We start from the raw sequence: 26,242 nt of genomic DNA, 5'->3' as shown, positions 1-26,242 counted from the left end.
CTTTCGGCAATCCACTGCGGACACGACAATAATCACAATAAGCCCACAGCTCACACTGTCAACTTTGGTAACGGATGGGTGACGGTTTGGGAGACGACGAATCACGTTCGGCCCGTGTAGGTTTGCTGTCGCCGCCGAGAATCTGGGCAGCACCTGGAAGTGGGGTAGTCGCATACCCTTCCGCACGCGCCCGTTGAAGCGCACACTTTCTACGTCACCACGGGGGCGGTGACCATGTGATCGAGGGGGTCAACATGTCGAATGTGGATACCGCGCGCGGGGCGTACAAGGCTTTCAGCGCCGGTGATGTGGACGGGATGCGGCGAGTCTGGGCCGACAACATCCACTGGTGGAACTCGGAGGAGGCGCAACCGGGCGGTGACCGCACGGGAATCGAGGCCGTCATGCAGATGATCGGCGAGATTCCGCAGAACTGGACTTCGATGAGCGTGAATCCCACGGAATTCATCGACGCCGGGGACTACGTGGTGGTCCGGGGAACGCAATCCCTCACCAACGACAAGGGTTCGGCCGAAGGCAGATTCGCACACATCCTGAAGTTCGATAGCAACGGCAAGTGCGTGGACGCCGAAATGCACGCCGACACCGCCAAGGCGGCCAAACTGCAGAACTAACCCGGCGGGGCCAACCGATACACAGCGTCGGCGTAGTCGTCGCTGATGTAGACCGCGCCGTCAGGCCCGCTGACCGCGGAAACCGGCCGGCCCCAACGGGTCCCGTCCGGGTACTGAAAGCCGCCCACCAGGGTCTGCTGATCGCCGAGAGAACCGTCGCGCCACCCGAAGAACGACACCTCCGGCGCGCGCGGCGGGTTGCGGTTCCAGGAGCCGTGCACCCCGATGAGCGCACCGGTGCCATACGGCGGCGGGAGTTCGGCGAAGCTCAGGCCCAGCGGTGCGGAGTGCGCGGGCAGGGTGCGTTCCAGCGGCGGCAGTGTCGCGCAGTCCATTCGGCTGCCGTCGGGATTGGTCTGCATGTCGCGCAGGAAGCCCACGTCGGCGGTGCCGCGGTCGGGATTGCAGAACGGCCAGCCCAATTCGCGTCCCGGGGTCAGCAGCGCCAGCGACTCCGGTGGGTTCTCGTTGACATAGCCGGTGCGGACCTCGCCGTCCGGATCGGGGACGTTGTCGCGGTTGTTCACCGCCGTCCACACCCCGCCGTCGGGAGCGACCGCGAGACCGGTGCCGTTGCGCACGCCGGTCGAAAACGGTTCGGCCGCACCGCCACCGGGCGGGATCCGCATGATGGTCGCGCGCGGCGGGACGGCGTCGCGGTCCTCGGCCGAGATGTTGCCGGTCGAGCCGATCGAGAAGTACACCGAACCGTCCTGGCCCAGCGCCACACTCTTCAGCGCGTGCTCATAGATGCCGCGCAGGTCCGCCAGGGAATCGTCGGGCAGTCCCGGGGCGATCACCCGCGGGTTGGTGGCCTGCCCGGCACCGTAGGAGTAGACCGACACCTGATTGCTCTCGGCGACATACAGATCCGAGCCGTCGAACGCCAGCCCGTGCGGCTCGGTGAGCTCGGTGAGCAGCGACGAGGTCTGGCCGTCGGTGCCGACTCGCAGCACCTCCCCGGCCGACGGGACCGAGACCAGCAGTACGCCGTCGGGAGCCCACGCCAGTAGCCGCGGTTGCACTACCCGCGCGTACACCGACATCGTCCAGCCCGCGGGCACCAGCGCCTGGCGCTCCGTATTGAACGGCTGCTGACGCATGTTCTCGCCCACCGCTACGGTGACGGGCGCCAGCCCGGGCGGTGGGGGCGCCGCAGTCGGCTGCGGTTCGCGGTCCGGCGTCGGATCCGGATCGGGCGCGTTGCCGCAGGCGGTCACCAATGCAAGCGCGGCCACCGCGGCCAGGCACTTACGCGGCCAGGCTCGCATGCATCTCCCAAACCAGGATCTCGGCGGCGTCCACGGCGGCGATCCGCTGGCCGCCGGTAGCGGTGAACCGGACCGCGTCGCCGGTGTGCAGCACCCCCGCGTCCTCCAGCGACACCGAACCGCGGGCGACGAACAGATGCAGATGCGGCGCCTCGGGCAGCTGCACCGACTGGCCGGGCTGCAGCCGCGCGCCGTGCAGCGCGGCGTGTCGGTTGCGGATGCCGATCGCGGCCTGCTCGCGATGCTCGGCCCGCCCGGAGGCGATGGTCACCAGATTGCCCTTGAGCAGCTCGTCGTCGATCTCGAGCTGCTGATAGCCGGGGTCGACGCCCGACTCGTCGGGAATCACCCACATCTGCACGAAATGCACGGGCTCGCTGTGGGTTTCACCAGTCAGTCGCCACGAGTCATTCTTCTCCGAATGCTGGATTCCGGTCCCGGCGGACATCCGCTGCGCCAGACCGGGGTAGATCACGCCGGAGTTGCCGGTGGAGTCCTGGTGCACCAGCGAGCCGCGCAGCACCCAGGTGACGATCTCCATGTCGCGGTGCGGATGGGTGTCAAAGCCCTGCCCGGGGGTGACGATGTCGTCGTTGTTGACCAGCAGCAGCCCGTGATGGGTGTTGGCGGGGTCGTAGTGCTGGCCGAACGAGAATGAATGCTTGGAGTCCAACCAGTCGATCCGGGTCTTGAGACGGTCCTCAGCACGCCGGATGTCGGTCACGGGTGCGGTCATCAACATCACTCCTTGGGCTCGGGACTCAGGGTACCGAGGCGGCGCGGCGGGGGTGCGGTCGTAGTCTGTGGCCGTGGATATCAATGGAACCAGCGCAATCGTCACAGGTGGCGCGTCCGGCATCGGTGCGGCCACGGCCCGCCAGCTGGCCGCCAAGGGCGCCAGGGTCGTCATCGCCGACCTGCAGGCAGACCGCGGGCAAGAGCTCGCACAGGAGATCGGCGGGGCCTATGTGTCCGTCGACGTCACCAACACCGAGCAGATCGAGGACGCCGTCAACACGGCCGTCGACCTCGGCCCGCTGCGGTCGCTGGTGAACTCGGCCGGCGTCGGCTGGGCCCAGCGCACCATCGGCAAGGACGGCGAGTTCGCCTCGGCGCACAGCCTGGATGCCTACAAGAAGGTGCTGGCCATCAACCTGGTCGGCACGTTCGACTGCATCCGGTTGGCCGCCACGGCGATGAGCCGGCTGGACCCCACCGATTCCGGCGAGCGCGGTGCGATCGTCAACATGACCAGCGTGGCCGCCTTCGACGGGCAGATCGGCCAGGCCGCGTACTCGTCGTCCAAGGGCGGCGTGGTCGGGTTGACGCTGCCGGTGGCCCGCGATCTGTCCGCGGTCGGCGTCCGGGTCAACACCGTGGCACCCGGCCTGATCGACACCCCGATCTACGGCGAGGGCGAGGCCTCCGAAGCGTTCAAGGCCAAGCTCGGCGAGTCGGTGCTGTTCCCGCACCGCCTGGGCAAGCCCGAGGAGCTGGCCTCGATGGTGATCGAACTGATCACCAACTCCTACATGAACGCCGAGGTGGTCCGCGTCGACGGCGGCATCCGGATGCCACCGAAGTAGATTCGGCGCCCATCATCGCGCCCACCGCGCGATGATGGGCGAGTGCTCGTGCCACGCAGACGGTCTGCGGGACTCGGCGGCCACGCTGCGGCGGGTCTGGGCCACGGTGCGCGCCTAAAGCGAATCGGGCAGCCCGAACTTCGCCCATTCCGAGGTGTCCAGGAACGCCACGACATGCGTGACCGCGCCGTCGACGACGTCGAGCACATGCAGTTGGAACGGCACGTGCTTGCCTAAGTCCTTGTCCCACATGTACATCGCCGCCGCGAGCTGGCCGTTGGCGGTCAGTGGCAGCAGCCGCATGTCGCCGGCCTTCTCGGCCGGGCAGTTGTGGTGGATCAGCTCACCGATGGCGTGGGCACCCTGGTACCAGCCCACGAATGGCGGCATCTCCCAGATGGCCTCCTCGGTGAACATCGTCACCAGCTTCTCGATGTCGTACTCCTCGAACGCCGCGATGTAACGGGTCAGCAACTCGCGGGCCGCCGGGGACTCCGGGTCCGTCAGCGTGGAATCCTCGCTGGGCCCGACGGCGGCCAGTTGCGCGCGGGCCCGTTGCAGCAGGCTGTTGACCGCCGCGGTGGAGGTGTCGATGGCCTCGGCGACCTCGGCGGCCTTCCACTGCAGCACGTCGCGCAACACCAGTACCGCGCGCTGCCGCGGGGACAGATGCTGCAGCGCGGCGATGAACGCCAGCCGCACCGATTCGCGCGAGCCGACGATGTGCGAGGGATCCGACTCGTCTGGCAGCGCTTCGAGCCACGGGACCTCGGTGCGCTGCACGAGTTCACCCGCGGGATCCGAACTCGGCGCACCCAGCCCGGTGGGCAACGGCCGTCGCGCCTTGCCCTCCAGGGCCGTCAGGCAGGTGTTGGTGGCGATGCGGTGCAGCCAGGTGCGCACCGATGATTTGCCCTCGAACCGGTCGTAGGCCTTCCAGGCCCGCAGATAGGTCTCCTGCACCAGGTCCTCGGCATCATGCAGCGACCCCGTCATGCGGTAACAGTGCGCCAGGAGTTCCCGCTGATACTGCTGCGCATCGGTGAGAAATGTGTCCGGGTCTTCGGCGAGCACGCTCACACCGACAGAGCTTACGCACGAACCCTGACAACCTGGATACGCTGCTGCCATGCCGATAGAGACTGCTCACGACGAGCGAACCTTCGACGGTGTGGGCGGCGTTCGCATCGTCTACGACACCTGGACCCCGGACGTCGAACCCCGAGGCGTCGTGGTGTTGTCGCACGGGTTCGGCGAGCATGCCCGCCGCTACGACCATGTGGCGCGCCGGTTCGGGGCGGCCGGACTGGTGACCTACGCGCTGGATCACCGCGGCCACGGCCGCTCCGGCGGCAAGCGGGTCTATCTGAAGGACCTTTCGGAGTACACCGGGGACTTCGGCACGCTGGTCGGGATCGCCGGCCGGGAACACCCCGGGTTGCCGAAGGTGGTGCTCGGGCACAGCATGGGCGGCGGGATCGTGTTCGCCTACGCCTCCGAACACCAGAGCGATTACGACCTGATCGTGCTGTCGGGCCCGGCGATCGCGGCGCAGGAGGACGTCCCACCCACGCTGCGGTTCGTCGGGAAGACGCTGGGCGCGGTGTTGCCCGGGGTACCGGTACAGCAACTCGACGCCAACGCGGTCTCGCGTGACCCGCAGGTGGTCGCGGACTACAACGCCGATCCGCTGGTGTGGCACGGCAAGGTGCCGGCCGGCGTCGCCCGCGCGCTGCTGCTCGTCGGAGAGACCATGCCGCAACGGGCCCGCACGATCGCCAAGCCCCTGCTGGTGGTGCACGGTGAGGTGGACCGGCTGATCCCGGCCAAGGGCAGCACGCGGCTGGTGGAATGCGTGGCCTCCGAAGACGTCCACCTCAAGATCTACCCCGAGCTGTACCACGAGGTGTTCAACGAGCCCGAGCGCGATCGCGTGCTCGACGACGTGGTGTCCTGGATCGAGTCACGCCTGTGAGAAGGCTTGCGGCGCTGATCGTTTCGATGGCGGTCCTGGTGGGGTGCGCCTCGGAGACCGAGTCGGCGCCGGCTTCGTCCTGGGTGGAGGACGAGGTCAGCTTCGTCGCCGACGGGCTGACCATCCACGGCACCTACCGGCACCGGCCCGACGCCGAGGCCGGTCCGGCCGCGCTGTTGATCTCCGAAAGCGGCAACACCGACCGCAACGGTGACAACGCCGTCGCGGGCCCGGTGGGCAACATGCGTCTGCTCGCCGAGGAGCTGTCGGAGCGCGGCGTGGCCAGCCTGCGCTACGACAAGGTCGGCACGGGCGCCACCGGGCTGGGGCCCTACGCCGCGAACCCCGCCGCGGTCGGCAGCGCCGTCTACACCGCGGGCGCCAGGGCGGCGTTCGGGTTCCTGGCCGAACAACCGGGATCCGACCCGCAGCGGCTCTCGGCCTACGGGTTGGGCGAGGGCGCCACGCATGCGTTGGCATTGGCCGACGGGGGCGACCTGCACGCGGTGGGCTTGTTGCAGCCCCTGTCGGGGCGCTACCTGGACCTGATCACGCAGCGGGTGCGCACCGACGTCGCCGCCGCCGTCGAGCAGGGCGCCAAGACGCCGCAGCAGGCCGACGAGGTGCTGGCCGCCTGGGCCGCCGCGGTGCGACAGGCCCGCGATGAGGGCGCGGTGGATCCGCGGCCGCTGCCCGACGGGCTCAGCGCGATCCTCAACCCGGCCAACGTCACGGCCGTGGTGGAGGCCGATGCCATTGACCCGCTGGCGCAGTCCAAGGCCCTGCCCGACGGCATGGCGGTGCTGCTGACCTGCTCGGATGCCGACGGCCAGGCCCGATGCGACGCCGTGGCGCCGCTGGCCGAGGCGCTCGCGCACACCGATCTGACGCTGGTGGAGTTCGAGGGCGTCAACCACGTGTTGCGCGACGACCCCACCGACAACGTGGCCAACTATGCCAATGGCGGCCCGCTCTCGGAGCAGCTGACCTCCGCGCTGGACGAGTTCATCGGGTAGGGCGCTTTTGCGTGTGCCCCCGGTTCGAGCGGCTCGGGAGTGGATGTGCGGGCAACACGGGACCCGTCCCTCGGACGTGGCGCGCGGGTGGCGTCGCCCACCCGCGGGGGCCGGACCCAGTCGCGAACCCGTGACTAAGCTCGGGTCCATGACCAAGACCGTTGTCGCCGAACGTTACGGCGGGCCGGAAGTTCTTGCCATCCACGACATCCCGCTTCCCGCGGTCGGCCCTGGTCAGGTGGTTGTCGACGTCCGCGCGGCAGGCGCCAATCCCGTCGACTACAAGCTCTACAGCGGGCAAATGGGTGACGACCCCCACGCACTGCCGATGCCGGTGGGGATGGAGGCCGCGGGCATCGTCGTCGAGGCGCCCGCGCGCGCCGAGGGCTACACCGGCCCCCTGAAGATCGGCGACGTGGTGATCGTGACCAACATCCGCGGCGCGTACGCCGACAAGGTGGTGGCCGACGCCGCCGACGTCGGGCACAAACCGGCCACGCTGACCTTCGAGGAGGCCGCGGGCCTGCTGCTGACCGGCGGCACCGCCTGGCACCTGTTGACAGAGACGAAGGTGGGGACAGACGACACCGTGCTGATCCACGGCGCCGGCGGCGGAGTGGGTCTGATGGCGGTCCAGTTGGCGGTTGCACGCGGGGCCCGGGTGATCGGCACCGCGAGCGCCGCCCGCCACGATCAGCTTCGGCATCACGGTGCCGAACCCGTCGAATACGGCCCGGGACTGGCCGACCGGGTGCGCGCGCTCGGCACGCCGATCGACGTGGCGTTGGACCTGGTCGGCACCGACGAAGCGCTGGATACCTCGGTTGAGCTGGTCGCCGACCGCACTCGCATCGCGACGATCGTCGGATTCGCCCGAGCCGGCGAGTTGGGGATCGCAGCCCTCAGCGAAGCCGACGGGGGGCAGGCCATCCGCGACGCGTCGCGCCCCGAATTGATCAAGTTGGCCGCGGCCGGGCAGCTGCGGGTGACCGTGGACAAGATGTTCGGGCTGGCCGAGGCCGCCGATGCGCACCGGTATCTGCAGTCCGGGCACGCGCGCGGGAAAGTCGTACTGGTTCCTTAGCCTGACGCCCATGACAGACGACAAGATGCTGGCGCGCATCGCCGCGCTGCTGCGCCAGGCCGAAGGCACCGACAACGCCCACGAGGCCGAGGCGTTCATGGCGGCCGCGCAGCGACTGGCCACCGCGACGTCGATCGACCTGGCGGTCGCCCGCTCGCATAGCGCCAAACGTGAAGCCGCGCAAGCGCCGACGCAACGCACCATCACCATCGGCGAGCCCGGCACCAAGGGCCTGCGCACCTACGTGCAGCTGTTCGCGGTGATTGCCGCGGCCAACGACGTGCGCTGCGACGTCGCCTCGAATTCGGCCTATGTGTACGCCTACGGCTTCCCCGAGGACCTCGACTCCACCCACGCGCTGTACGCCAGCCTGGTGGTACAGATGGTCAAGACCTGCGATGCCTACCTGGCGACCGGTGCGCATCGGCCCACCCCGACGATCACCGCCCGGCTCAACTTCCAACTGGCGTTCGGGGCGCGGATCGGGCAGCGGCTCGCGCGGGCCCGGGCGGAGGCGCAACGCGAGGCCACCAAGGCGGACCGGCCGGAAACGGGGACCGCACTTGCCCTGCGCAGCAAGGAAGTTGAGCTTCAGGACCACTACCGCGCCACGTCCAAGGCGCGCGGCACCTGGCAGGCCGCACGGGCCTCGGCGGGCTATTCGTCGGCGGCGCGGCGGGCCGGGGATCGAGCGGGCAAGCACGCGCGGCTCGGTGCCGGCCCCGAGTTGCCGGGCGCGCGCACCCCGCTGCAGCGCTGATGGCCCGCGACGTCCAGCGGTCCAAGGTCTATGCCGCCGAACAGTTCGTCCGCACCATGTTCGACCGTGCGGCAGAACATCATTCGCGCGCCATCGACTTCTTCGGCACCGCGTTGACGCTGCCGCCGGAGGCGCGGTTCGCCTCGGTGGAGTCGGTGCAACGCTACGTCGACGAGGTGCTCGCGATGCCGGCCGTGACCGAGCGGTGGGGTCCCATTGCGCCGTTGGCGGTGCGGGTCCGGCGGGGCCACACCGCGGCGCACTACGAGAGCGGGGACGCCGGGGCCGTCATCGCGGTGCCCGAACGCAGTTCCCGCTGGGCGTTGCGGGAATTGGTGCTGTTGCACGAGATCGCGCACCACCTGTGTCCCGCGGAGCCCGCCCACGGCACCGAGTTCGTGGCGACGTTCGGTGCGCTGGCCGAGGTGGTGATGGGCGCCGAGGTCGGCCACGTGCTGCGGGTGGTCTACGCGAAGGAGGGCGTGCGGTGAGCGGTGCGACTAACCTCGGCGGGGTGACCAAGCCAACCCCGCAAGAAGTCGATGACCTGCTCAATCGTGTGCTGCTGGACGATGATCCCGCGCTTACGGAGGCCCTCGCCGCCAGCACCGCGGCAGGACTACCGCCCATCGAAGTCACCCCGCAGACCGCGAAGTTCCTGGGCCTGCTGGTGCGGATGTCGGGTGCGCGGCGGGTCCTCGAAATCGGCACGTTGGGCGGCTACAGCACCATCAGCCTGGCGCGGGCCGTGGGGCCCGAGGGCAGCGTCGTCACGCTCGAGTATGAACCGCGGCACGCCGAGGTCGCGGCGGCCAACCTGGCCCGCGCCCGCGTCGGTGACCGCGTGGAGATCGTGGTCGGCGCGGCGTTGGACACGCTGCCGACGCTGTCGGGCACCTTCGACCTCGTCTTCATCGACGCCGACAAGGAGAACAACCTGGCCTACCTGCAGTGGGCGATCGACCTGGGCCGGCCGGGCACGGTGATCGTGCTCGACAACGTGGTGCGCGACGGCCGCATGTTCGCACCGGCCGACAACGACGGGCAGGCCCAGGCGGTGCGCGCGAGCCTGGAGTTCATCGGGCAACACCCCGAGTTGGATGCCGCGGCGATCCAGACGGTGGGCGGCAAGGGCTGGGACGGGTTCGCGCTGGCTTTGGTCCGGTGACGAAACCGGGCGAGGTACGAGGCCGGTGAGGAGGCGGACGATCGGACGGGGTCCGGTGACGAAACCGGGCGAGGTACGAGGCCGGTGAGGAGGCGGACGATCGGGCGGGGTCCGCTGACGAAACCGGGCGATCTGGCGGGGTTCGCTGACGGCATAACGCCCTTTTGGTAACCCTCGGTACCCGCGGGACGAACTCCTAGAGTAGGAGAAGTTAACCGCGGCAGGGCGGGGAGGTGCCGCGGTTCGAGAGGGGCCTTTGAATGAACGTCACGCTTGGGGTCTTCGTCGACCCCGCCGAGGCGCGGGTCGCATTGCTGGACGCCGCGCCGCCGAACGCCATGATCGACCAGACCGAGATCGATCTGGCCACCGAGCCGCTGGCCGCGGTGGTCTCGACGCTGACCGCGACCGCGCAGGCGTTGACCAGCGCGGGACACGAGCTCGTCGGCACCACGCTGTGCGGCTCCGACGCCGACCAGGCGACCGAGCTGGTCAACGCGCTGGCCGAGGCGCACCTGACCAACGTGGCCGTCGTCCCGATCCAGGAAGCCGCCACCGCGGCGGTGCGCACCCTGGCCGGGGCCGATCCCGTCGCCACCCTGGTCAACGACGGCCAGACCGTCGCGCTGTCAATGGTCGACGCCAGCGGGGCGACCTCGCAGATCGCCGTCGAGTCCATCGACGCGGGTGACGCGGACGCGGCGTACCGGACGCTGTTGCAGCGGTTGGCCACCGCGCCCGGCGAGGCCACCGGCGTCATCGTGATGGGCTCCCTCGACGACGACGGGCTGCCCGCTGAGGTGGTCCAGACCTCCCCGGTGCCGGTGCGCTTCCCCGACGATTCGGAATTCGCGCTGGCGCGCGGTGCGGCTTTGGCCGGTGTGGCGCAGGACCAGACGAGGGCCAGCGCCGCCCTGGCGGTGCCGCAGGACGCCACCATGGCCGCCCCGGCGGTCCCGTCGGACGCGACGATGGCTGCGCCGGTGGCATCGCAGGACCCGCAGACTGCGGCCACGCCGCTGGACCACAACACCGTCGTCGGTCAGCAGCTGGCCTACTCACAGGCTGGCGACGAGGACGCGGTCGACCTCACCGATCCGGGCGCGGCCTATGACGACCTCTACGAGTCCGACGACTCTTACGACGACGAAGTCTACGAGGTTGAACCCGACAGTGAGGTGCGCCGCCGGCAGGTGCTGATCGGCAGCTCCGTCGGCTCGCTGGCCGTGATCGGATTCGCCACCCTGGCCGTCAGCGTCGCCGTCACCGTCCAGCCCACCGCGAGCCAGCAAGCCATCCGGCTGCAGGAGGATTCGGTTCCGGGCAAGGCGTTTCCGGTCGCGCCCGGGCAGGGTGCGCAGCCCGACGGTCCGAACTGGACGATGATCGAGCAGCTTCCACCGCCCGGAATCCCCAGTGAGGTAAGGACATTCGAGACTCGGATGCTGAGTTCTGCCCGCGACGGCGCTGCGCAGGCGACCCAGGCCGCACCGGCGGTGGTCAACCTCTACAAGGACGGCACCGTCGGACTGGCGAATGCCGCCGCACCGGTGTTGCCCAACATCGCGGCGCCGCTGAACCCCGGAATCGTGCCGACATTCCCGAGTTTCGCCGATTTCGCGACCCGTCTCATCCCGGACTTCTCGGTCATCTCGATGATCGAGTTGCTGAACTTCCTCGCCAACCTGCCGCAACTCATCCCGTTCAACGCGGCGGTGCCGTCGGTGTTGGATCGCAGCCTCGATGACATCGGCGTGCTCGCGGTGGTTCCCAAGGACCAGGGCGCGCTGTTCAGCACGACGTCCGGGACCGCGGCCAACGTGATCCCGCCGTCGCTGTTCGCCACCGACAAGAGCGCGTTGGACAAAGCCCAGGCACTGCCGCCGGGGACTGCGTTGATCGACACGCTGCCCGGCGCGACCGACGCCGCGGAGACGCCGAAGGCGCTCAGTGAGGTGCTCCTCGATCCCGACGCGGCCACCCTCGAGAGCGCCGAACCCGCCCCGGCCCAGCCGGCCGAGGCGGACACCGACGCCACCGACGAGGTCACCGATCCGGACGGAACCACGCAGAGCCCGGATCCCACGACCGAGACGACGGCGCCGAGCACCGATCCGGACGCGACGACCAGCGCGGAGCCCAGCCCGACTACCGGTCCCGAGCCCACCGCCACGACCAGTGCACCACCGAGCGCGGAATCGACTGTGCCGGAGTCGACTCCAACGGTTGAGCGCAGCGTCGAGATCGAGACACCGACAAGCGTCGCGCCCACCCCGACGCCGACGCAGGTGCCGACGCAGACGCAGGCGCCCACTCGAACCGTGCCGGCCGAGCCTGTCGTGCCCGCACCGGAACCGGAACCCGTCCCGACCGTCGCCCCCGCACCGGAACCCGTCCCGACCGTCGCCCCCGCACCGGAGCCGGCGATCACCCAGGCGCCCGTCGAACGCGCCCCCGCGGTGGTCGAGCCCGAGGCGCCGGCCGTGACGGTTCCGCCCACGGTCGAACTGCCGTCCGGATTCGGGTCTGGATCCGGGTCATCAGGTTCCGAGGACGAGTAGCGAGCGAGGTGCTGTGACCGCCAACGCCCCTGCGCCGGATCGACGTAACACGCTGCGCACCACGACCGCGGCGGTCCTGCTGATCCTGGGTCTGCTGCTGCCCTGGAACATCCACGTGGGTCTCGGCGTCGCCACCACCCCCGGTTGGGCGTGGCTGGTCCTCGTCCTGGCGACGGCGCTGGCGGTCACGGCGGTGACGATCCCGCGGTTGCGGTTGATCCTCACCGCGCCGTATTTCGTTGTGGTGCTGGGCTTTGTGCTGTGGGCTGTGGTTCAGGCGGTCCGGTACGGGGGATCGGCAGCGATACCGCCGGGTCTCGGTCCCGGCGCCTGGCTGGGTGTCGCAGGGGCACTGCTACTGGCCGCGCCGGCCATGGGCGGTGCTGCGGCGGAACGGCTCTGCTCGCTGTTGGCGGCCGTGTCGCTGGTCCTGGGCCTGGCGGCATCGGTGTTCAACTTGTACTGGCGCACCCGTTTCGTCCTACCCGGCATCAGTGACCCGGACGTCGGCACGGCGAACCTGGCGACCGCCGTCACCGCGGTGCTCTACGCGCTGGTGGCCGTGATCCCGGTGGTGATCGGGTATCGCTGGCTGCGGTCGAGACACCTCGAGGCGCGGTTGGCGGCGGTCCTGCTCGGCGCTTCGGCGTTGGTCGCCGGCGTGGTGGTGTGGGTGCTGCCGGTGGGCCGCGATCTCGACGCCTTCCGGGGGATCGCGCAGAACACCGGCACCTCCGGTGTGGGTTTCGAGGGCTACCTGGCGTGGGTGGCCGCGGCCGCAATCGTCGGTGCCACAGCCGTATTCGGGACGCGGCAGCCGGCGGCGGCCTGGCGCGGTGCGGCCCGCAGGGGGTTGCTGCTGATCGCCATCTGGTGCTTCGGAACGGCGGCGCTACGCATCGCCGACGTGACGTTGTCGGGGGTGTTGGACCTGCCGTCGCCGCCGTACAACGGGACCGCGCTGATGGCCTTCGACCTGTTGACCGCGGTGCTGGCACTCTGGCTGTTCACCAACAGCGCGGGCCGGGGCGCACCGGGGCGTCTGATGATCACGCTGTTCGTCGGTTTGTTCGCGGCGGCTGTGTGCCGGCTGGTCGTCGGGGTGGTGCTGGTGCCGCACGTGCAACCGCTGGGACCCGGCGAGGCCAGCGAGGTGTTCGGGAACGCCCTGGCCCAGCAGATCACCAGCACCTTCGACGTGACGCTGGCAGTACTGGCCTTGGTGGCGTTGGTGATCGCGGTCCTGGCACCGCGGCGCCGGGCACGACCCGTCAAGGTCGCGCGGGTTCAAAGACCGGCACCCGTGCCCGCTGCCGCGCCCGCCGCGGACCCCGAGCGACCCGCTCCGGCGATCGTCGTGCCGGGGAAGGTGCCAACCGAAGCGCCGAGCGAACCCGCGCCGGCGCGTATCGTGCGACCGGGCCGCGGCACCGATTAGCCAGCGCGAGGGTGCGCAGACCACGGAAATGTCGCGGCGTGTCGGCCGGGGACGCGCCCGCTCGCGGGGACGGTGGGGCCGCGCGTAGGGGCTAGGTGCAGACCGCGCCCACGGCGGCCGAGCCGACCAGCTTGGTGTACTTGGCCAGCACGCCCGTGGTGTAGCGGGGCGGCAACGGCTCGAAATCGGCCTTGCGGGACTCGAACTCATCCGCGTCCACCAGCACATCGAGCGTGCCCTTGCCGACGTCCAGCCGGATCCGGTCGCCGTCGCGCACGAACGCGATGGGTCCGGCGTCGACGGCCTCGGGCGCCACGTGGCCCACACACAATCCGGTGGTGCCGCCGGAGAACCGGCCGTCGGTCATCAACAGCACGTCCTTGCCCAGCCCAGCACCCTTGATCGCGCCGGTGATGGCCAGCATCTCGCGCATGCCCGGCCCGCCCTTGGGGCCCTCGTAGCGGATGACGACGACGTCGCCGGCGGTGATGGTGCCGTCCTCGAGCGCGTCGAGGGCGGCCCGCTCGCGCTCGAAAACCCGTGCGGTGCCTTCGAACACGTCAGAGTCGAAGCCGGCCGACTTGACCACCGCGCCCTCCGGTGCCAGCGACCCGTGCAGGATCGTGATGCCGCCGGTCGGGTGGATCGGCTTCGACAGCGCGCGCAGCACCTTGCCGTCGGGATCCGGTGGCGCGATGTGAGCGAGGTTCTCGGCCATGGTCTTTCCGGTGACCGTCAGGCAATCCCCATGGAGGAGGCCAGCGTCCAACAGTGCTTTCATCACCACGGGCACCCCGCCGATGCGGTCGACGTCGTTCATCACGTAGGCGCCGAACGGCTTCACGTCGGCCAGGTGCGGCACCTTCTCGCCGACCCGGGTGAAGTCCTCCAGCGTCAGCTTGACGCCGGCCTCGAACGCGATGGCCAGCAGGTGCAGCACCGCGTTGGTGGATCCGCCGAAGGCCATCACCACCGCGATCGCGTTCTCGAACGCCTCCTTGGTCAGGATGTCGCGCGCGGTGATGCCGCGACGCAGCAAGTCGACGACGGCGATCCCGCTCTGGCGCGCGAAACCGTCGCGACGACGGTCGGGCGCCGGCGGTGCCGCCGATCCGGGCAGCGACATCCCCAGCGCCTCGGCGGCGCTGGCCATGGTGTTGGCCGTGTACATGCCGCCGCACGCGCCCTCGCCCGGGCAGATCGCGCGCTCGATGGCGTCGACGTCCTCGCGGCTCATCAGGCCCCGGGAGCACGCGCCGACGGCCTCGAACGCGTCGATGATCGTGACGTCGCGCTCGGTGCCGTCGGACAGCTTGGCGCGGCCCGGCATGATCGACCCGGCGTAGAGGAACACGCTGGCCAGATCCAGCCGCGCGGCGGCCATCAGCATGCCGGGCAGCGACTTGTCGCAACCGGCCAGCAGCACCGACCCGTCGAGGCGTTCGGCCTGCATGACGGTCTCCACCGAGTCGGCGATGATCTCGCGGCTGACCAGGGAGAAGTGCATGCCCTCATGGCCCATCGAGATGCCGTCGGACACCGAGATGGTGCCGAACTCCATCGGGAAACCGCCGGCCTCGTGCACACCCTTCTTGACTTCCTTCGCCAACCGGTCCAGCGACAGGTTGCAGGGCGTGATCTCGTTCCACGACGAGGCGACGCCGATCTGCGGTTTGACCCAGTCGTCGTCACCCATGCCGACGGCCCGCAGCATCCCGCGGGCTGCGGTCTTCTCGAGGCCGTCGGTGACGTCGCGACTTCTGGGCTTGATGTCAGGCTGCGAATCTGAGGGCATGCCTGCAAGTATGGCCCGCTGGGTAGGGTCGACCAAAATAATTTCCGCATACCCTCCAGGGGTATGCGGTACGGTGGGGAACATGACTCGTACCCGACTGATCGCCATCCTGGCCGCGTTGGCGACCGCCGTGTTCATGTCCGCGTGTTCGAATACGTCCTCGGACGAGGCGCACGACGGACACACCGATCACAGCCACGCCGAGGAGACCATCACCGTCACCGGCGAGCCGGCCGGCTTCAACGCGGCCGATATCAGCTTCGCGGACAACATGATTCCACACCACCAGCAGGCCATCGAGCTCACCGAGCTGGTCCCGGACCGCAGCTCCAACCCCGAGCTTCGCGAACTGGCGGTCCAGATCGCCGCGGCGCAGGACCCGGAGATCAACACCATGAAGGCGTTCCTGGTGCAGTGGAAGGAAAACCCCGACGACGCGACCGGCGAGGGCGGTCACGGGGACCACGCGGGCATGGCCGGCATGGTCGACGAGGCCACGATGACGCGGCTGGCGACGCTGAGCGGTCCCGAGTTCGACACGCTGTGGCTGCAGTCGATGATCGCCCACCACGAGGGTGCGGTCCAGATGGCCGAGGACGAGTTGGCCAACGGCTCCAACGTGGACGCCAAGGCGCTGGCGCAGACCATCATCGATGGCCAGCAGGCCGAGATCGCCCAGATGAAATCCATGCTGGAAGGGTCATGACCGCGCCGTCGGGGCCGCACGGCTACTCCCCGAACAAGGAGAACTACGCCAAGCGGTTGCGGCGCATCGAGGGCCAGGTCCGCGGGATCGCCAAGATGATCGACGACGACAAGTACTGCATCGACGTGCTGACCCAGATCAGCGCCGTCAACAGCGCCTTGCAGTCGGTGGCGCTGGCGTTGCTCGACGAGCATCTCGGGCACTGCGTCAGCGACGCCGTGGCCGCCGGGGGCTCGGACGCCGAGGCGAAGCTCGCGGAGGCCTCCGCCGCGATCGCGCGGCTCGTGCGGTCCTGACCGGGTAAAGCACGCCGGAGGCGTTACCGTGGCCAGCAGATGACTGGCACCACCCGCAGCACGGCCGTAAACCCGTGGACACCGCGTGTCGCGGTGCAGCTGGCCGTGTTGGCGGCAGCCGCGTTCATTTACGTCACTGCCGAACTCGCACCGGTCGGGGCGTTACCGGCCATCGCCGACGATCTGGACGTCAGCGTGGCCCTGGTCGGCACCCTGGTGGCCGGCTACGCCCTGGTCGCGGCGGTCATGACGGTGCCGCTGGTGCGCTGGACCGCGCACTGGCCGCGGCGACGGGTCCTGCTGGTCACCCTGACCACACTGACGGTGGCGCAGACCGTCTCGGCGGTGGCGCCGGACTTCCTGGTGCTGGGGGCCGGTCGGGTGTCGGCCGCGCTGACCCACGGGCTGATGTGGTCGGTGATCGCGCCGATCGGGGTGCGGTTGGTGCCGCCGAGCCACGCCGGACGCGCGACGACGGCGGTCTATGTCGGCTCGGCGCTGGCGCTGGTGGTGGGCAGCCCGCTGACCGCGGCGATGAGCCAGCTGTGGGGCTGGCGGCCCGCCTTCGCGGTGATTGCCGTCGCGGCCGCCGCGGTCACCGTGGCGGCGCGGCTGCTGATCCCGCTGATGCCCACCGCACCCGGCGCGGTGGCCGAATCCCGTCGTCGGCGTCGTCCCAACCGCCGGCTGCACACGTTGTGCGGGCTCACCGTCGTCGGCGTCACCGCCCATTTCATCGCCTACACCTTCATCGTGGTGATCATCCGCGACGTGCTCGGCGTGCACGGGGCGCGGCTGGCGTGGTTGCTGGTGGCGTATGGGGTGGCGGGGCTGGCGGCCATGGCCCTGATGGCCCAGCCGCTGGATCGCCGCCCGAAGACGACGATGCTGGCCGGGCTGTGCGGCATGTCGGCCGCGCTGATCACGCTCACGGGACTGGCGACGTGGGTGGCGCCGGGCTCGCAGGGCACGGTGGTGTTGGTGATCGGGGCGGTGGCGATCACGCTATGGGGTGCGATGGCCACCGCGCTGCCCCCGATGCTGCAGTCCGCCGCGATGCGGGTGGCCCCGGCCGATCCCGATGCCGCCTCCGGGCTGTATGTCGCAGCGTTCCAGGCCGGGATCATGGCGGGTTCGCTGGCGGGCGGATTCCTCTACAACGCCGCGGGAATTGCCGCGATGATCGGCATTTCCGCGTTGCTGGTGATGGGAGCTTCGGTCGGGGTGGCGGCCAGCCGCGGGCTGTTCGACGTGCCGCAAGACCGCGTCGTGCGGTAACAAAACCCGAGGTCATATCGATACCTTCGACAGTTCCGCCCGTCCCGTGAGCGGCGGCCCGAGCCGTCGGACCGAAGGCGTGATCGGGTAGCTGATGTGCCGGCTGTGCGACACTGGGACGAGCAAATGACTTGGAGGTTGTATATGCCCAGCCGTTTGGCGAACCATTCCCGGCGTCGATCCGTCCGGACGTGGGTCGCCCTGGCCGGTGCCGTCGCGGTGCTGCCGTTCGCGGTGACGCCCGCCGCCGCCGACCCGGTACCCCCGCCCCCGGCGCCGCCCATTCCCGCGCCGCCGGCCCCACCCGCGCCGTTCGATCCGTTCGCGCCCCCGGCGCCGGCAACCCCGGTCGCGGCGCCCGAACCGGTGAACAACTACGGCGTCTCCGCGACGCCGACGACCGGCCCCGTCGCCGGGCAGAGCACGGTCCCGTTCGAGGGCACCCCGCCGTTCCGGCCGCCGAGCTTCAACCCGGTCAACGGTTCGATGGTGGGCGTGGCCAAGCCGATCTACATCAACTTCGCGGTGCCGATCGCCGATCGGCAGATGGCCCAGGACGCCATCAGGATCTCGTCGAATCCGCCGGTGCCCGGCCGCTTCTACTGGGTCACCGACACGCAGCTGCGCTGGCGGCCGCAGGACTTCTGGCCGGCCAACACCGTCGTCAACATCGACGCCGCGGGCACCAAGTCCAGCTTCCGCACCGGCGACTACCTGGTGGCCACCATCGACGACAGCACCAAGCAGATGGAGATCCGGCGCGACGGGAAGCTGGAGAAGACCTTCCCGGTGTCGATGGGCAAGCACGACGGCAAGCACGAAACCCGCAACGGCACCTACTACGTGTTGGAGAAGTTCGACGAGATGGTGATGGACTCCTCCACCTACGGGGTCCCGGTCAGCTCTTCCGAGGGCTACAAGGTCGACGTGGAACACGCCGTCCGCATCGACAACAGCGGCATCTTCGTGCACGGCGCCCCGTGGTCGGTGGGGGATCAGGGCAAGCGCAACGTCAGCCACGGCTGCATCAACCTGAGTCCGGCCAACGCCAAGTGGTTCTTCGACAACTTCGGCAGCGGTGACCCCGTGGTCATCAAGAACACCCAGGGTGCGCTCTACGACCTGCCCGACGGTGCGTCCGACTGGCAGATGTTCTAACCCCTACCGCGAGCAGACACAAAATCGCCCGAAATCACATGATTTCGGGCGATTTTGCGTCTGCTGGCGCGAGTTCTCGCATCAGCTCCAGATGCGGACCCGCTGCTCGGGTTCCAGGTACAGCGCGTCGTCGGGGCCCACGTCGAACGCATCGTGGAACGCATCCATGTTGCGGATCACGCCGTTGCAGCGGAACTCCGGCGGCGAGTGCGGGTCCACCGCAAGACGCCGAATCGACTCGGCGTCACGGGATTTGGTGCGCCACACCTGGGCCCAGCCGAAGAACACCCGCTGCACGCCGGTGAGGCCGTCGATGACCGGGGCCTCCGCGCCGCCCAGCGAAAGCTGGTAGGCCAGCAGGGCGATCGAGAGCCCGCCGAGGTCGCCGATGTTCTCGCCGACGGTGAATGCCCCGTTGACGCGGTGGTCGCCGGCGAGTTCCCGCGGCACGAACTCGTCGTACTGCTCGATGAGAGCCTTGGTGCGCACGCCGAATTCGGCCCGGTCGGCATCGGTCCACCAGTCGACCAGGTTGCCGTCGCCGTCGTACTTGGCGCCCTGATCGTCGAAGCCGTGGCCGATCTCGTGGCCGATCACCGCCCCGATGCCGCCGTAGTTGGCGGCGTCGTCGGCCTCGGCGTCGAAGAACGGCGGCTGCAGAATGGCTGCGGGGAACACGATTTCGTTCATGCCCGGGTTGTAGTAGGCGTTGACCGTCTGCGGGGTCATGAACCACTCGTCGCGGTCCACCGGCCCGCCGAGCTTGGCCAACTCGCGGTCGTAGCCCACCTCGTAGCCGCGGCGGTAGTTGCCGTACAGGTCGGTGCGGTCGACCACCAACGCCGAATAGTCGCGCCAACGCTTCGGATAACCGATCTTCGCGGTGAACTTGTCCAACTTGGCCAGCGCACGCTGCCGGGTCTCCGGGGTCATCCAGTCCAGGTCGCTGATGCTGACGCGGTAGGCCTCCCGCAGGTTGGCCACCAGGACGTCCATCCGGGCCTTGTGGTCGGGCGGGAAATGCCGTTCCACGTAGAGCTTGCCCAGCGCATCGCCCATCAGGTTCTCCACCAGCGACACCCCGCGCTTCCACCGTTCGCGGATCGCCTCGGTGCCGCTGAGCGTGCGGCCGTAGAACGAGAAGTCTTCGGCGATGACGTCGTCGGTGAGCAGTCCGGCGCGGGCGTGGATCAGCCGCCAGCGGGCCCAATTCTTCCAGAGCTCAAGGGGTTCGGAGGCCCACAGTGCGGCGAACGCGCTCAGATAGTCCGGCTGGCGCACGATCACCTCGGCGGCGCGCTCGGGCGTGCTGCCCAGCGCGGTGACCCAACCGGCCCAGTCGAAGCCGGGGGCCTCCTGCGCCAACTCGGCGAAGCGCCGCAGGTTGTAGCTCAGGTCGGCGTCGCGACGCTTGACCACATCCCAGTGCGCGGCCGCCAGCTTGGTTTCCAAAGCGACGATCTGGGCGGCGGTCTCCGCGTAGTCGTCGGCCGTGCCGCCGTAGGTCAGCGCGAACATCGCGGCGATATGCGCCGGGTAGGCGGCGCGGATCTCGGCGTGCGCGTCGTCGCGGTAGTAGGACTCGTCGGGCAACCCGAGCCCGGACTGGCTGACGTGCAGCAGGTAGCGGGTCGAGTCCTTCGAATCGGTGTCGACGTACACGCCGGCGCCGCCCCCGACACCGGTGCGCTGCAGGCTCCCCAGCACCGCCGCGAGCGCGTCGGCGTCGGCCGCGGTGTCGATCGGCACCAACTCGTCGCGCAGGGGTTGCACGCCGCGACTCTCGACGGTCTGCTCGTCGAGGAAACTCGCGTACAGATCGCCGATGCGCTGCTGGTCGGTGTTCTTGGCGGCGTTCGCGGCGGCGACCTCGAAGATCAGATCGCGGACCTGTTCCTCGGCGCGGTCGTACAGCGACCGGAAGGCGCCGTCGGTGGCCCGGTCGGCGGGGATGACGTAGTCGGTCAGCCAGCGGCCGTTGACGTGGCCGAACAGATCGTCCTGCGGGCGGGCTTGTTCGTCGACATGGCTCAGGTCCAGGCCCGAGCGAATAGCTTCTACCGTCACCCTGCCATCCTTACCAGAAAACCCGGACCCGACGATTTGTGATGCGTGTGCGGCCGGGTCCGGCAGGTACCCTCACGGCCATGCCCAACAGCGACGACGCTGACGACGCCCGCCCCGACGACGCCGCGGACGGGACCATCTCCGTCTACGGCATCGCCTCGGCGGTACTGGCCGTGGTCGCGGTCTGCGCGGTCGTGCTCGTCGCGCTGATCTGGTCCGGCCACCGAGAGCAATCCGCCGAACTCGAGCACCGCACCCGCGTCATGCAGGCCGCGGTGGACTGGACCAACGTGCTGATCAACATGAACGCCGGCAACGTCGATGCCAGCCTGCAGACGCTGCAGGACGGCACCGTCGGCCAGCTCAACGTCGACTTCGATGCCGCGGTGCGGCCGTACCGCGAGGTGGTGCAGACCCTGCAGTCGCGCACCGCCGGGCAGATCGAATCGGTGGCGTTCGAATCGCTGCACAACGACCTCGACCGTGAGCCGGGCAGCGCACCGCCGCCGCCCGCGCTGCCGGCGGAGATGTCGGCGCGCACCGATACCGTGCTGGTGGTCGCGTCGTCGGTCAGTGAGAACGTCGGCGGCAAACCGCAGACGGTGCGCTGGAATCTGCGGCTGGGGGTCTCCGAGGTGGACGACACGCTGTTGATCTCGCAGTTGGAGTCGTTGCGATGAGGAACCTGTTGCGGGTCGTCGCGTTCGACGTCGTCGCGCCGCTGACCGCGATCGCGGCGCTGCTGATGATCGGCGTCTTCCTCGGCTGGCCGCGGTGGTGGGTCTCGGTGTGCTCGATCCTGTGTCTGCTGATCGTGCAGGCCATGATCGTCAACGTCGTGCTGTGGCGGCGCGACAAGGTCACCGTGGGTACCGACGACGACGGTGCCGGGTTGCGGTTGACCACCGTCGGGTTGACGACGGCGGCGCTGGCCGCGGCCGTGCTGGTCGGCTACACCGGGCTGACGTTGCCGGATGAGCGGCTCAACCGGGACGCGGACGAGGTGGTCCGGCTGGCCAGTGCGGTCTCGGAGGCCACCGCGACGTTCTCGCCGCAGGACCCGACGTCCTCGATCAACCGGGCCGCCGAACTGATGGCCCCCGAGCAGGCCGAGGCATTCAAGGCCAACTTCGGCAAGTCCACCGAAGACCTGGCGCGCAAGAACATCTCGGCGCAGGCCCAGACCATCTCGGCGGGGGTGGAGGTGCTGGGGCCCGATGCCGCCAGCGTGGCGGTGGTGCTGCGGTCCACCCAACATTCGCCCGGGCAGCAGACCGGCCGCGCCGTCCTCGCCCTGCGCGTGGCGCTGGCCAAGCCCGACGACCGGTGGCTGGTGGTCGATGTGGCGCCGATCAACGCCCCGGCGGCGTAGCACTTTCGGGCGGGCGGCCGGGCGGCCAGATTGCCTTGGTGGCGTTCAGGTTGCCCTGGTGGCGGGAATCGGGTGCAAATCCCGCCCGGGTTGCAATCTCAGGCGCACCACTGCAATCTGACGCCGTGGTGGCCCCGGCGACTACCGCAATCGCTGGTGATCGACCTTCAGACAGCGGTCCATCACCACTTCGATCCCGGCCGCGCGGGCCTCGCGGGCGACCTGCTCGTCGATCAGGCCCAGCTGCAGCCAAAGCGTCTTCGGCCGGGTCGGCAGCGCCAGCACCTCGGCCAGCACCGCCGGCAACTCCTCGCTCCGCCGGAACACGTCCACCAGATCGGGGACGACCGGCAGCTCGGCCAGGCTCGCGTAGGCCGGGTCGCCGTCGAGTTCGGTGATCGTCGGATTGACCGGATACAGCGTGTAGTCGCCGGTGGCCCGCAGATAGCGGTACACCTCGTTGCTCGGTCGCGACGGGTTCGCCGAGGCGCCCACGACCGCGATGGTCTTGGTGTCCCGCAGGATCCGGGTCAGCTCCATGTCAGCCCCCCGGCCGTGGCGTGCGGCTCTTGGCGAACCGTTCCGAGAGCCGGCGCATGCGGATCATCAGCGACGCGGGCGGGCTGACCTCGCCGCTCACATACCGCCCCAAATCTTCGGTCGGCACCCCGATCCGGGAGGCGAACTCCTGCTCGGAGAGCCCGGAGCGGTCCAGCAGCATCCGGATGTGGCGCGCGGCCTCGGCGCGCTCGTTGGCCTCGAGGTGTTCGCGGCTGCGGACGATGACTTCTTCCAGCGCCTTGGAGACCCCCACCGGCTCGCGGCGCGAGAGCACCTCCTCGACCTGACGGGCGGTCCGGCCGAACGGATCACGCTTGATCGCCACGACAATGCGCTGCCACACCGCGATGTCCCCGGACTGCAACGCCGAGCGGATCGCCGAGGTAGGCCAGAACTCCACCGGGCGGTCCTCCGGCCGATGGACGCGTGCGGGGGATTCGCGCACGCGGTTCGGGCGTGGATTGCCCGTCTCTCTCGCGGCCAAAGTCACCTCGCCTCCTCCAGCATCGCCACGGCCACCGACAGGCAGCGCTGCCGGACGACGTCCCACCGCTCCGCGCCGTCGGGTCCCGACCACTGTTCATCGTCCGCGTCATGCGGTCGGGGATCGGCGAGGCGACGGACAAGTTGAGTGGCGACCCAATGTCGCTCGGACGTCTGCCCACAGTAATACCTGTCCATACTCGCCAGCACCAGCGCCGCGGTCTCCGGGTTCATCACATCGACGAGGTCGGCGAATTCCGCGAAATCGTGGCTGCTGTTGCGGGCCATGATCAGATAGCCCTTGAGGCGCAGGGTCTCGGCGCCGGTAGGGATCTGCAACCGGTCCCCGGTGGACAACTGCACCGTGGTGGTCTCCATCGGAACCTCGCGATGCAGCAACTCGACGTCGTCGTAGGCCACGTCGGCCACGGTTTCCAGGGCATCGAGGGCCACCTCGAGCCGACCCCGCCAGCGGGTGACCGGATGTACCGGCCTTGCCGCCCGGCCACCGTTGCGGGCCAGCCGCGACGTGCGCGCGTCGTCGCCGCCCTTGACCTTCCCGGTGAGGTGGCCGCAGCCCGAGAACGCCAGCGGATCGGCCACCGAAATCGCGTCCGGGGCCATCTCCTTGAGCCGGGCCGCGGACTTGATCACCATCCGCAGGTCCGAGCCCGGCGCCGTCAACGTCGAGATGTCGTCGGGAATGATCACCAGGTCACCCAGATCCAGCTTGGGCAGCGGCTTTTCGAAGTCCACCGCCGGCAGGACCCGCGCCAGCCAGGGCGGCAGCCACCAGTTCCACTTGTCGAACATCGCCATCAGCGCGGGCACCAGGACCAGCCGCACCACGGTGGCGTCGACGGCGATCGCGACCGCGCAGGCCACCCCGAGTTGGGCCACCAGCGGCATGCCGGCAAACGCGAACCCGATGAACACCGCGATCATGATCAGCGCCGCGCTGGTGATGGTGCGGGCGCTGGTGCTCACGCCGTAGGCCACCGAGTCGCGGGTGTCACCGGTCTGCAGGAAGCGCTCTCGGATCCGGGTGAGCAGAAAGATCTCGTAATCCATCGACAGCCTGAACGCGAGCGCCAACACCAGCGGCGGGATGGTGCTGTCGATCGAGCTGATCCGCTGGAAACCGAGCGCTTCCAGCCAGCCCCACTGGAAGACCATGACCAGGCTGCCGTAGGCGGCCATCACCGAAAGCACGGTCATGATGACGCCCTTGAGGGCCAGCACCGGCGACCGGATCGCGATCAGCAGCATCACGAACGCGATGGTCGCGACGAAGAGGAACACCCAGGGTTCGGTGTGGGCCACCCGATCGTCGAAGTCCTTGATCAGGGCGGTCGGCCCGCCGACGTCGATGCTGACGTTCTCGGCACCGGGGGTGCGGGGGAGTTCGGCGCGCAGCCAGTCCACGGTGGTGCGGGCGGCCAGGTCCTCGGGGTCGACGGCGAGCACGCCGGACAGCAGTGCGCTGCGGTTGTCGTCGGAGAAGACCGGCGGCGCGACCGAGACGATGTGTGTCGACTCGTCCATCCGGCGGGCCAACGCGTCGACGACGGCGGTGTTCGCCGGGGCCGACGCGTTGCCCTCGGGGAAGGTCGCCAGCACCCGCAGCGGGCCCAGCGCACCCGGGCCCAGGGCCTCGGCCGCGGCGCCGACGCCGCCGCGGATCTCGTGGGTGGAGTCGAACTGCCGCAGCATGCTGTTGCCGAGCACCATCGAGAAGGCCGGTGCGGCCATCAACACCAGGAACACCGTGGCGGCCGTCGCCGAGACCCACGGCCGTTTCATCACCCCGCCCACCCAGCGCGTCCAGAACCGCGACTGGGTGGCCTCGGAGCCGCGGCCCCAATGCAGCAGCCGCGACCGTCTGGCCACCGACCGGCCGAACGTCGCGAGCACCGCGGGCGTCAGGGTGGCCGAGGTGAGCACGGCCATGGCCACCGCGAGGATCGCCCCGGTGGCCATCGAGTTCAGCACCGGGGTGTCGATCAGATAGATCCCGGTCACCGACGCGATCACCGTCATGCCGGAGAGCACCACCGCCAGCCCGGAGGTCGCCATCGCCGCGTCGGTGGCCTGCTGGACGTCGCGCCCGGCGCGCAGTTCCTCGCGGAACCGCATCAGGATGAACAGTGAGTAGTCGATCGCCAGCGCGATCCCGAACATCGACACCGTGGAGGTGGCGAACACCGACATCGTCATGACCGTGGACAGCAGGTAGACGACCCCCATGGTCACCACCACGGTGCACAGCCCGACCATCAGCGGGACGGCGGCGGCGGCCAACGAGCCGAACACGGCCAGCAGCACGATCAGGACGATCGGCAGGTTCCACTTCTCGGCGTCGGCGACGTCGCTCTTGGTCGCCTCGGCGGCCGCGGCCCCGAGCGCGCCCTGGCCGATGACGTACACCCGCACCCGCCCGTCCCGGAGTTCGCCGGGTTCCTCATCGGCGACACCGACCCGCTCGCGCAACTGCTTGGCGACGTCGACGGCCCCGCTGTTCTCGAAGTCCAGCTGCAGGGACACGACGAAGGGGCGGTCCGGGCGGGGCGCCGACTGCGCGGGGTTGGGGACGAGTTGCACGCTGGGCACCTCGGCGGCGATGCGCTCGAGCGTCGCGACGGCGTCGGTCATGTCCGCATAGGTCGCGTCGGCGCGCGGGGCGGCGACCAACGCCAGCGGGGACGCGCCCTCACCGGGGAAGTGGTCCTCGAGCTGGTACTGCACGTGCAGCGACTGCGAACCGGCGACCTCGAAGCCGCCGCCGGTGAGATTGCTCGAGTTCGTCAGTGCGAGATACACCGACGGGACCAGGGCCAGCAACCACGCGGTGAGCACCAGCCAGCGAAACCTGCGCAGCGTGCTGCTCAGACGCATCATGAATTGCTGGATGGTGGGCTCCCCGATCCTTGAGCTGAATTGGGTGGTTTCGAGCCTACCGCAGCGATGCCACCGCTGCCGGGTTCCGGCCTCCTGAGCTGCATGGACCTGTTAGATACGGCACAACCGGGTCG

The 26,242-nt window shown here is 69.5% G+C and carries 24 protein-coding genes; 16 read left to right on the top strand and 8 right to left on the bottom strand.

Translation table 11 applies throughout. From position 1 onward, the window contains the following. The first annotated feature begins 254 nt into the window (after positions 1-254). On the top strand, positions 255-635 hold the full coding sequence (locus RCP80_RS22290) for a nuclear transport factor 2 family protein (protein ID WP_308479748.1): 381 nt from the start codon (positions 255-257) through the stop codon (positions 633-635). On the opposite strand, the gene RCP80_RS22285 is transcribed toward RCP80_RS22290, so the two are convergent. Further along, positions 632-1,906 carry a PQQ-dependent sugar dehydrogenase gene (locus RCP80_RS22285; RefSeq protein ID WP_308479747.1) on the bottom strand — a complete coding sequence of 425 codons (1,275 nt, stop codon included), beginning with the start codon at positions 1,904-1,906 and terminating at the stop codon, positions 632-634. The genes RCP80_RS22290 and RCP80_RS22285 overlap by 4 nt on opposite strands. Beyond that, positions 1,887-2,642, bottom strand: coding sequence for a pirin family protein (locus RCP80_RS22280; RefSeq protein ID WP_308479746.1), 756 nt, complete (start codon positions 2,640-2,642; stop codon positions 1,887-1,889). The genes RCP80_RS22285 and RCP80_RS22280 overlap by 20 nt, the downstream gene beginning before the upstream one ends. 73 nt (positions 2,643-2,715) lie before the next feature. Between RCP80_RS22280 and RCP80_RS22275 the strand changes: the two genes are divergently transcribed. Further along, positions 2,716-3,492: an SDR family NAD(P)-dependent oxidoreductase gene (locus RCP80_RS22275; RefSeq protein WP_308479745.1), complete on the top strand. Its 777-nt coding sequence runs from the start codon at positions 2,716-2,718 to the stop codon at positions 3,490-3,492. Positions 3,493-3,606: 114 nt separating this feature from the next. Here RCP80_RS22275 and RCP80_RS22270 read toward each other — a convergent pair whose 3' ends face one another. Then, entirely contained in the window at positions 3,607-4,623 is a 1,017-nt protein-coding gene (locus RCP80_RS22270; protein ID WP_373693393.1) for a sigma-70 family RNA polymerase sigma factor, read from the bottom strand. Between RCP80_RS22270 and RCP80_RS22265 the strand changes: the two genes are divergently transcribed. From RCP80_RS22265 to RCP80_RS22230, 8 genes are all read left to right on the top strand, one after another. Then, the gene (locus tag RCP80_RS22265) at positions 4,622-5,467 is read left to right on the top strand and encodes an alpha/beta hydrolase (protein WP_308479743.1); all 846 of its coding nucleotides are present in this window, start codon (positions 4,622-4,624) and stop codon (positions 5,465-5,467) included. The genes RCP80_RS22270 and RCP80_RS22265 overlap by 2 nt on opposite strands. After that, entirely contained in the window at positions 5,464-6,483 is a 1,020-nt protein-coding gene (locus RCP80_RS22260; protein WP_308479742.1) for a hypothetical protein, read from the top strand. The genes RCP80_RS22265 and RCP80_RS22260 overlap by 4 nt, the downstream gene beginning before the upstream one ends. 148 nt (positions 6,484-6,631) lie before the next feature. Beyond that, positions 6,632-7,567 (top strand): NADP-dependent oxidoreductase, encoded by a 936-nt coding sequence (locus RCP80_RS22255; RefSeq protein ID WP_308479741.1) that lies wholly within the window; start codon positions 6,632-6,634, stop codon positions 7,565-7,567. Between the two features lie 10 nt (positions 7,568-7,577). Continuing rightward, entirely contained in the window at positions 7,578-8,327 is a 750-nt protein-coding gene (locus tag RCP80_RS22250) for a DUF2786 domain-containing protein (protein ID WP_308479740.1), read from the top strand. Next, complete coding sequence (locus RCP80_RS22245; RefSeq protein ID WP_308479739.1) at positions 8,327-8,818, top strand: TIGR04338 family metallohydrolase; 492 nt, start codon at positions 8,327-8,329, stop codon at positions 8,816-8,818. The genes RCP80_RS22250 and RCP80_RS22245 overlap by 1 nt, the downstream gene beginning before the upstream one ends. A 23-nt stretch (positions 8,819-8,841) precedes the next feature. Beyond that, positions 8,842-9,495 (top strand): O-methyltransferase, encoded by a 654-nt coding sequence (locus tag RCP80_RS22240; protein ID WP_308482980.1) that lies wholly within the window; start codon positions 8,842-8,844, stop codon positions 9,493-9,495. Positions 9,496-9,755: 260 nt separating this feature from the next. Beyond that, positions 9,756-12,056: a DUF7159 family protein gene (locus tag RCP80_RS22235; RefSeq protein ID WP_308479738.1), complete on the top strand. Its 2,301-nt coding sequence runs from the start codon at positions 9,756-9,758 to the stop codon at positions 12,054-12,056. Between the two features lie 13 nt (positions 12,057-12,069). Further along, positions 12,070-13,494 (top strand): DUF7937 domain-containing protein, encoded by a 1,425-nt coding sequence (locus tag RCP80_RS22230; protein ID WP_308479737.1) that lies wholly within the window; start codon positions 12,070-12,072, stop codon positions 13,492-13,494. 91 nt (positions 13,495-13,585) lie between these two features. On the opposite strand, the gene ilvD is transcribed toward RCP80_RS22230, so the two are convergent. Then, the gene (ilvD, locus tag RCP80_RS22225; RefSeq protein ID WP_308479736.1) at positions 13,586-15,289 is read right to left on the bottom strand and encodes a dihydroxy-acid dehydratase; all 1,704 of its coding nucleotides are present in this window, start codon (positions 15,287-15,289) and stop codon (positions 13,586-13,588) included. 82 nt (positions 15,290-15,371) lie between these two features. Here ilvD and RCP80_RS22220 point away from each other — a divergent pair, with 82 nt between their 5' ends. The 4 genes from RCP80_RS22220 to RCP80_RS22205 all read left to right on the top strand — a co-directional run bounded on the left by RCP80_RS22220 (position 15,372) and on the right by RCP80_RS22205 (position 18,727). Beyond that, positions 15,372-15,995 carry a DUF305 domain-containing protein gene (locus tag RCP80_RS22220; RefSeq protein ID WP_308479735.1) on the top strand — a complete coding sequence of 208 codons (624 nt, stop codon included), beginning with the start codon at positions 15,372-15,374 and terminating at the stop codon, positions 15,993-15,995. Beyond that, positions 15,992-16,291, top strand: coding sequence for a copper-sensing transcriptional repressor RicR (ricR, locus tag RCP80_RS22215; RefSeq protein WP_308479734.1), 300 nt, complete (start codon positions 15,992-15,994; stop codon positions 16,289-16,291). The genes RCP80_RS22220 and ricR overlap by 4 nt, the downstream gene beginning before the upstream one ends. A gap of 39 nt (positions 16,292-16,330) precedes the next feature. After that, positions 16,331-17,569, top strand: a complete 1,239-nt coding sequence (locus tag RCP80_RS22210; protein WP_308479733.1) for an MFS transporter — start codon at positions 16,331-16,333, stop codon at positions 17,567-17,569. A 144-nt stretch (positions 17,570-17,713) separates the two neighbouring features. Beyond that, entirely contained in the window at positions 17,714-18,727 is a 1,014-nt protein-coding gene (locus RCP80_RS22205; RefSeq protein WP_308479732.1) for a L,D-transpeptidase, read from the top strand. An 81-nt stretch (positions 18,728-18,808) separates the two neighbouring features. Here RCP80_RS22205 and RCP80_RS22200 read toward each other — a convergent pair whose 3' ends face one another. Next, entirely contained in the window at positions 18,809-20,794 is a 1,986-nt protein-coding gene (locus RCP80_RS22200) for a M13 family metallopeptidase (RefSeq protein ID WP_308479731.1), read from the bottom strand. A gap of 80 nt (positions 20,795-20,874) precedes the next feature. Here RCP80_RS22200 and RCP80_RS22195 point away from each other — a divergent pair, with 80 nt between their 5' ends. Both RCP80_RS22195 and RCP80_RS22190 read left to right on the top strand, forming a co-directional pair. Then, positions 20,875-21,474: a hypothetical protein gene (locus RCP80_RS22195; RefSeq protein WP_308479730.1), complete on the top strand. Its 600-nt coding sequence runs from the start codon at positions 20,875-20,877 to the stop codon at positions 21,472-21,474. Beyond that, positions 21,471-22,166, top strand: a complete 696-nt coding sequence (locus tag RCP80_RS22190) for a hypothetical protein (protein WP_308479729.1) — start codon at positions 21,471-21,473, stop codon at positions 22,164-22,166. Before RCP80_RS22195 ends, RCP80_RS22190 begins: the two co-directional genes overlap by 4 nt. 141 nt (positions 22,167-22,307) lie before the next feature. Here the strand turns inward: RCP80_RS22190 and RCP80_RS22185 are convergent, their stop codons facing one another. From RCP80_RS22185 to RCP80_RS22175, 3 genes are read right to left on the bottom strand one after another with little or no spacing between them, the layout of a single operon-like run. Continuing rightward, on the bottom strand, positions 22,308-22,706 hold the full coding sequence (locus RCP80_RS22185) for a CoA-binding protein (protein ID WP_308479728.1): 399 nt from the start codon (positions 22,704-22,706) through the stop codon (positions 22,308-22,310). A gap of 1 nt (position 22,707) precedes the next feature. Beyond that, entirely contained in the window at positions 22,708-23,172 is a 465-nt protein-coding gene (locus RCP80_RS22180; protein ID WP_308479727.1) for a helix-turn-helix domain-containing protein, read from the bottom strand. Positions 23,173-23,213: 41 nt separating this feature from the next. Next, positions 23,214-26,108: an MMPL family transporter gene (locus tag RCP80_RS22175; protein ID WP_308479726.1), complete on the bottom strand. Its 2,895-nt coding sequence runs from the start codon at positions 26,106-26,108 to the stop codon at positions 23,214-23,216. Positions 26,109-26,242 lie beyond the last annotated feature (134 nt).

Source organism: Mycolicibacterium sp. MU0053 (genome assembly GCF_963378095.1).
In the GTDB taxonomy this organism is placed as follows: domain Bacteria; phylum Actinomycetota; class Actinomycetes; order Mycobacteriales; family Mycobacteriaceae; genus Mycobacterium; species Mycobacterium burgundiense.
Note: the sequence above shows the minus strand (reverse complement) of the source record. Positions and strands in the feature narration are given on the sequence as shown.

What these genes read in the sequence shown, in the direction of transcription:
- RCP80_RS22185 (WP_308479728.1), bottom strand. Translation starts at nt 22,706, where the DNA reads ATGGAGCTGACCCGGATCCTGCGGGACACCAAGACCATCGCGGTCGTG.
- RCP80_RS22255 (WP_308479741.1), top strand. Translation starts at nt 6,632, where the DNA reads ATGACCAAGACCGTTGTCGCCGAACGTTACGGCGGGCCGGAAGTTCTT.
- RCP80_RS22190 (WP_308479729.1), top strand. Translation starts at nt 21,471, where the DNA reads ATGAGGAACCTGTTGCGGGTCGTCGCGTTCGACGTCGTCGCGCCGCTG.
- RCP80_RS22175 (WP_308479726.1), bottom strand. Translation starts at nt 26,108, where the DNA reads ATGATGCGTCTGAGCAGCACGCTGCGCAGGTTTCGCTGGCTGGTGCTC.
- RCP80_RS22265 (WP_308479743.1), top strand. Translation starts at nt 4,622, where the DNA reads ATGCCGATAGAGACTGCTCACGACGAGCGAACCTTCGACGGTGTGGGC.
- RCP80_RS22285 (WP_308479747.1), bottom strand. Translation starts at nt 1,906, where the DNA reads ATGCGAGCCTGGCCGCGTAAGTGCCTGGCCGCGGTGGCCGCGCTTGCA.
- ricR (WP_308479734.1), top strand. Translation starts at nt 15,992, where the DNA reads ATGACCGCGCCGTCGGGGCCGCACGGCTACTCCCCGAACAAGGAGAAC.
- ilvD (WP_308479736.1), bottom strand. Translation starts at nt 15,289, where the DNA reads ATGCCCTCAGATTCGCAGCCTGACATCAAGCCCAGAAGTCGCGACGTC.
- RCP80_RS22205 (WP_308479732.1), top strand. Translation starts at nt 17,714, where the DNA reads ATGCCCAGCCGTTTGGCGAACCATTCCCGGCGTCGATCCGTCCGGACG.
- RCP80_RS22270 (WP_373693393.1), bottom strand. Translation starts at nt 4,623, where the DNA reads ATGGCAGCAGCGTATCCAGGTTGTCAGGGTTCGTGCGTAAGCTCTGTC.
- RCP80_RS22235 (WP_308479738.1), top strand. Translation starts at nt 9,756, where the DNA reads ATGAACGTCACGCTTGGGGTCTTCGTCGACCCCGCCGAGGCGCGGGTC.
- RCP80_RS22220 (WP_308479735.1), top strand. Translation starts at nt 15,372, where the DNA reads ATGACTCGTACCCGACTGATCGCCATCCTGGCCGCGTTGGCGACCGCC.
- RCP80_RS22250 (WP_308479740.1), top strand. Translation starts at nt 7,578, where the DNA reads ATGACAGACGACAAGATGCTGGCGCGCATCGCCGCGCTGCTGCGCCAG.
- RCP80_RS22210 (WP_308479733.1), top strand. Translation starts at nt 16,331, where the DNA reads ATGACTGGCACCACCCGCAGCACGGCCGTAAACCCGTGGACACCGCGT.
- RCP80_RS22195 (WP_308479730.1), top strand. Translation starts at nt 20,875, where the DNA reads ATGCCCAACAGCGACGACGCTGACGACGCCCGCCCCGACGACGCCGCG.
- RCP80_RS22290 (WP_308479748.1), top strand. Translation starts at nt 255, where the DNA reads ATGTCGAATGTGGATACCGCGCGCGGGGCGTACAAGGCTTTCAGCGCC.
- RCP80_RS22280 (WP_308479746.1), bottom strand. Translation starts at nt 2,642, where the DNA reads ATGACCGCACCCGTGACCGACATCCGGCGTGCTGAGGACCGTCTCAAG.
- RCP80_RS22245 (WP_308479739.1), top strand. Translation starts at nt 8,327, where the DNA reads ATGGCCCGCGACGTCCAGCGGTCCAAGGTCTATGCCGCCGAACAGTTC.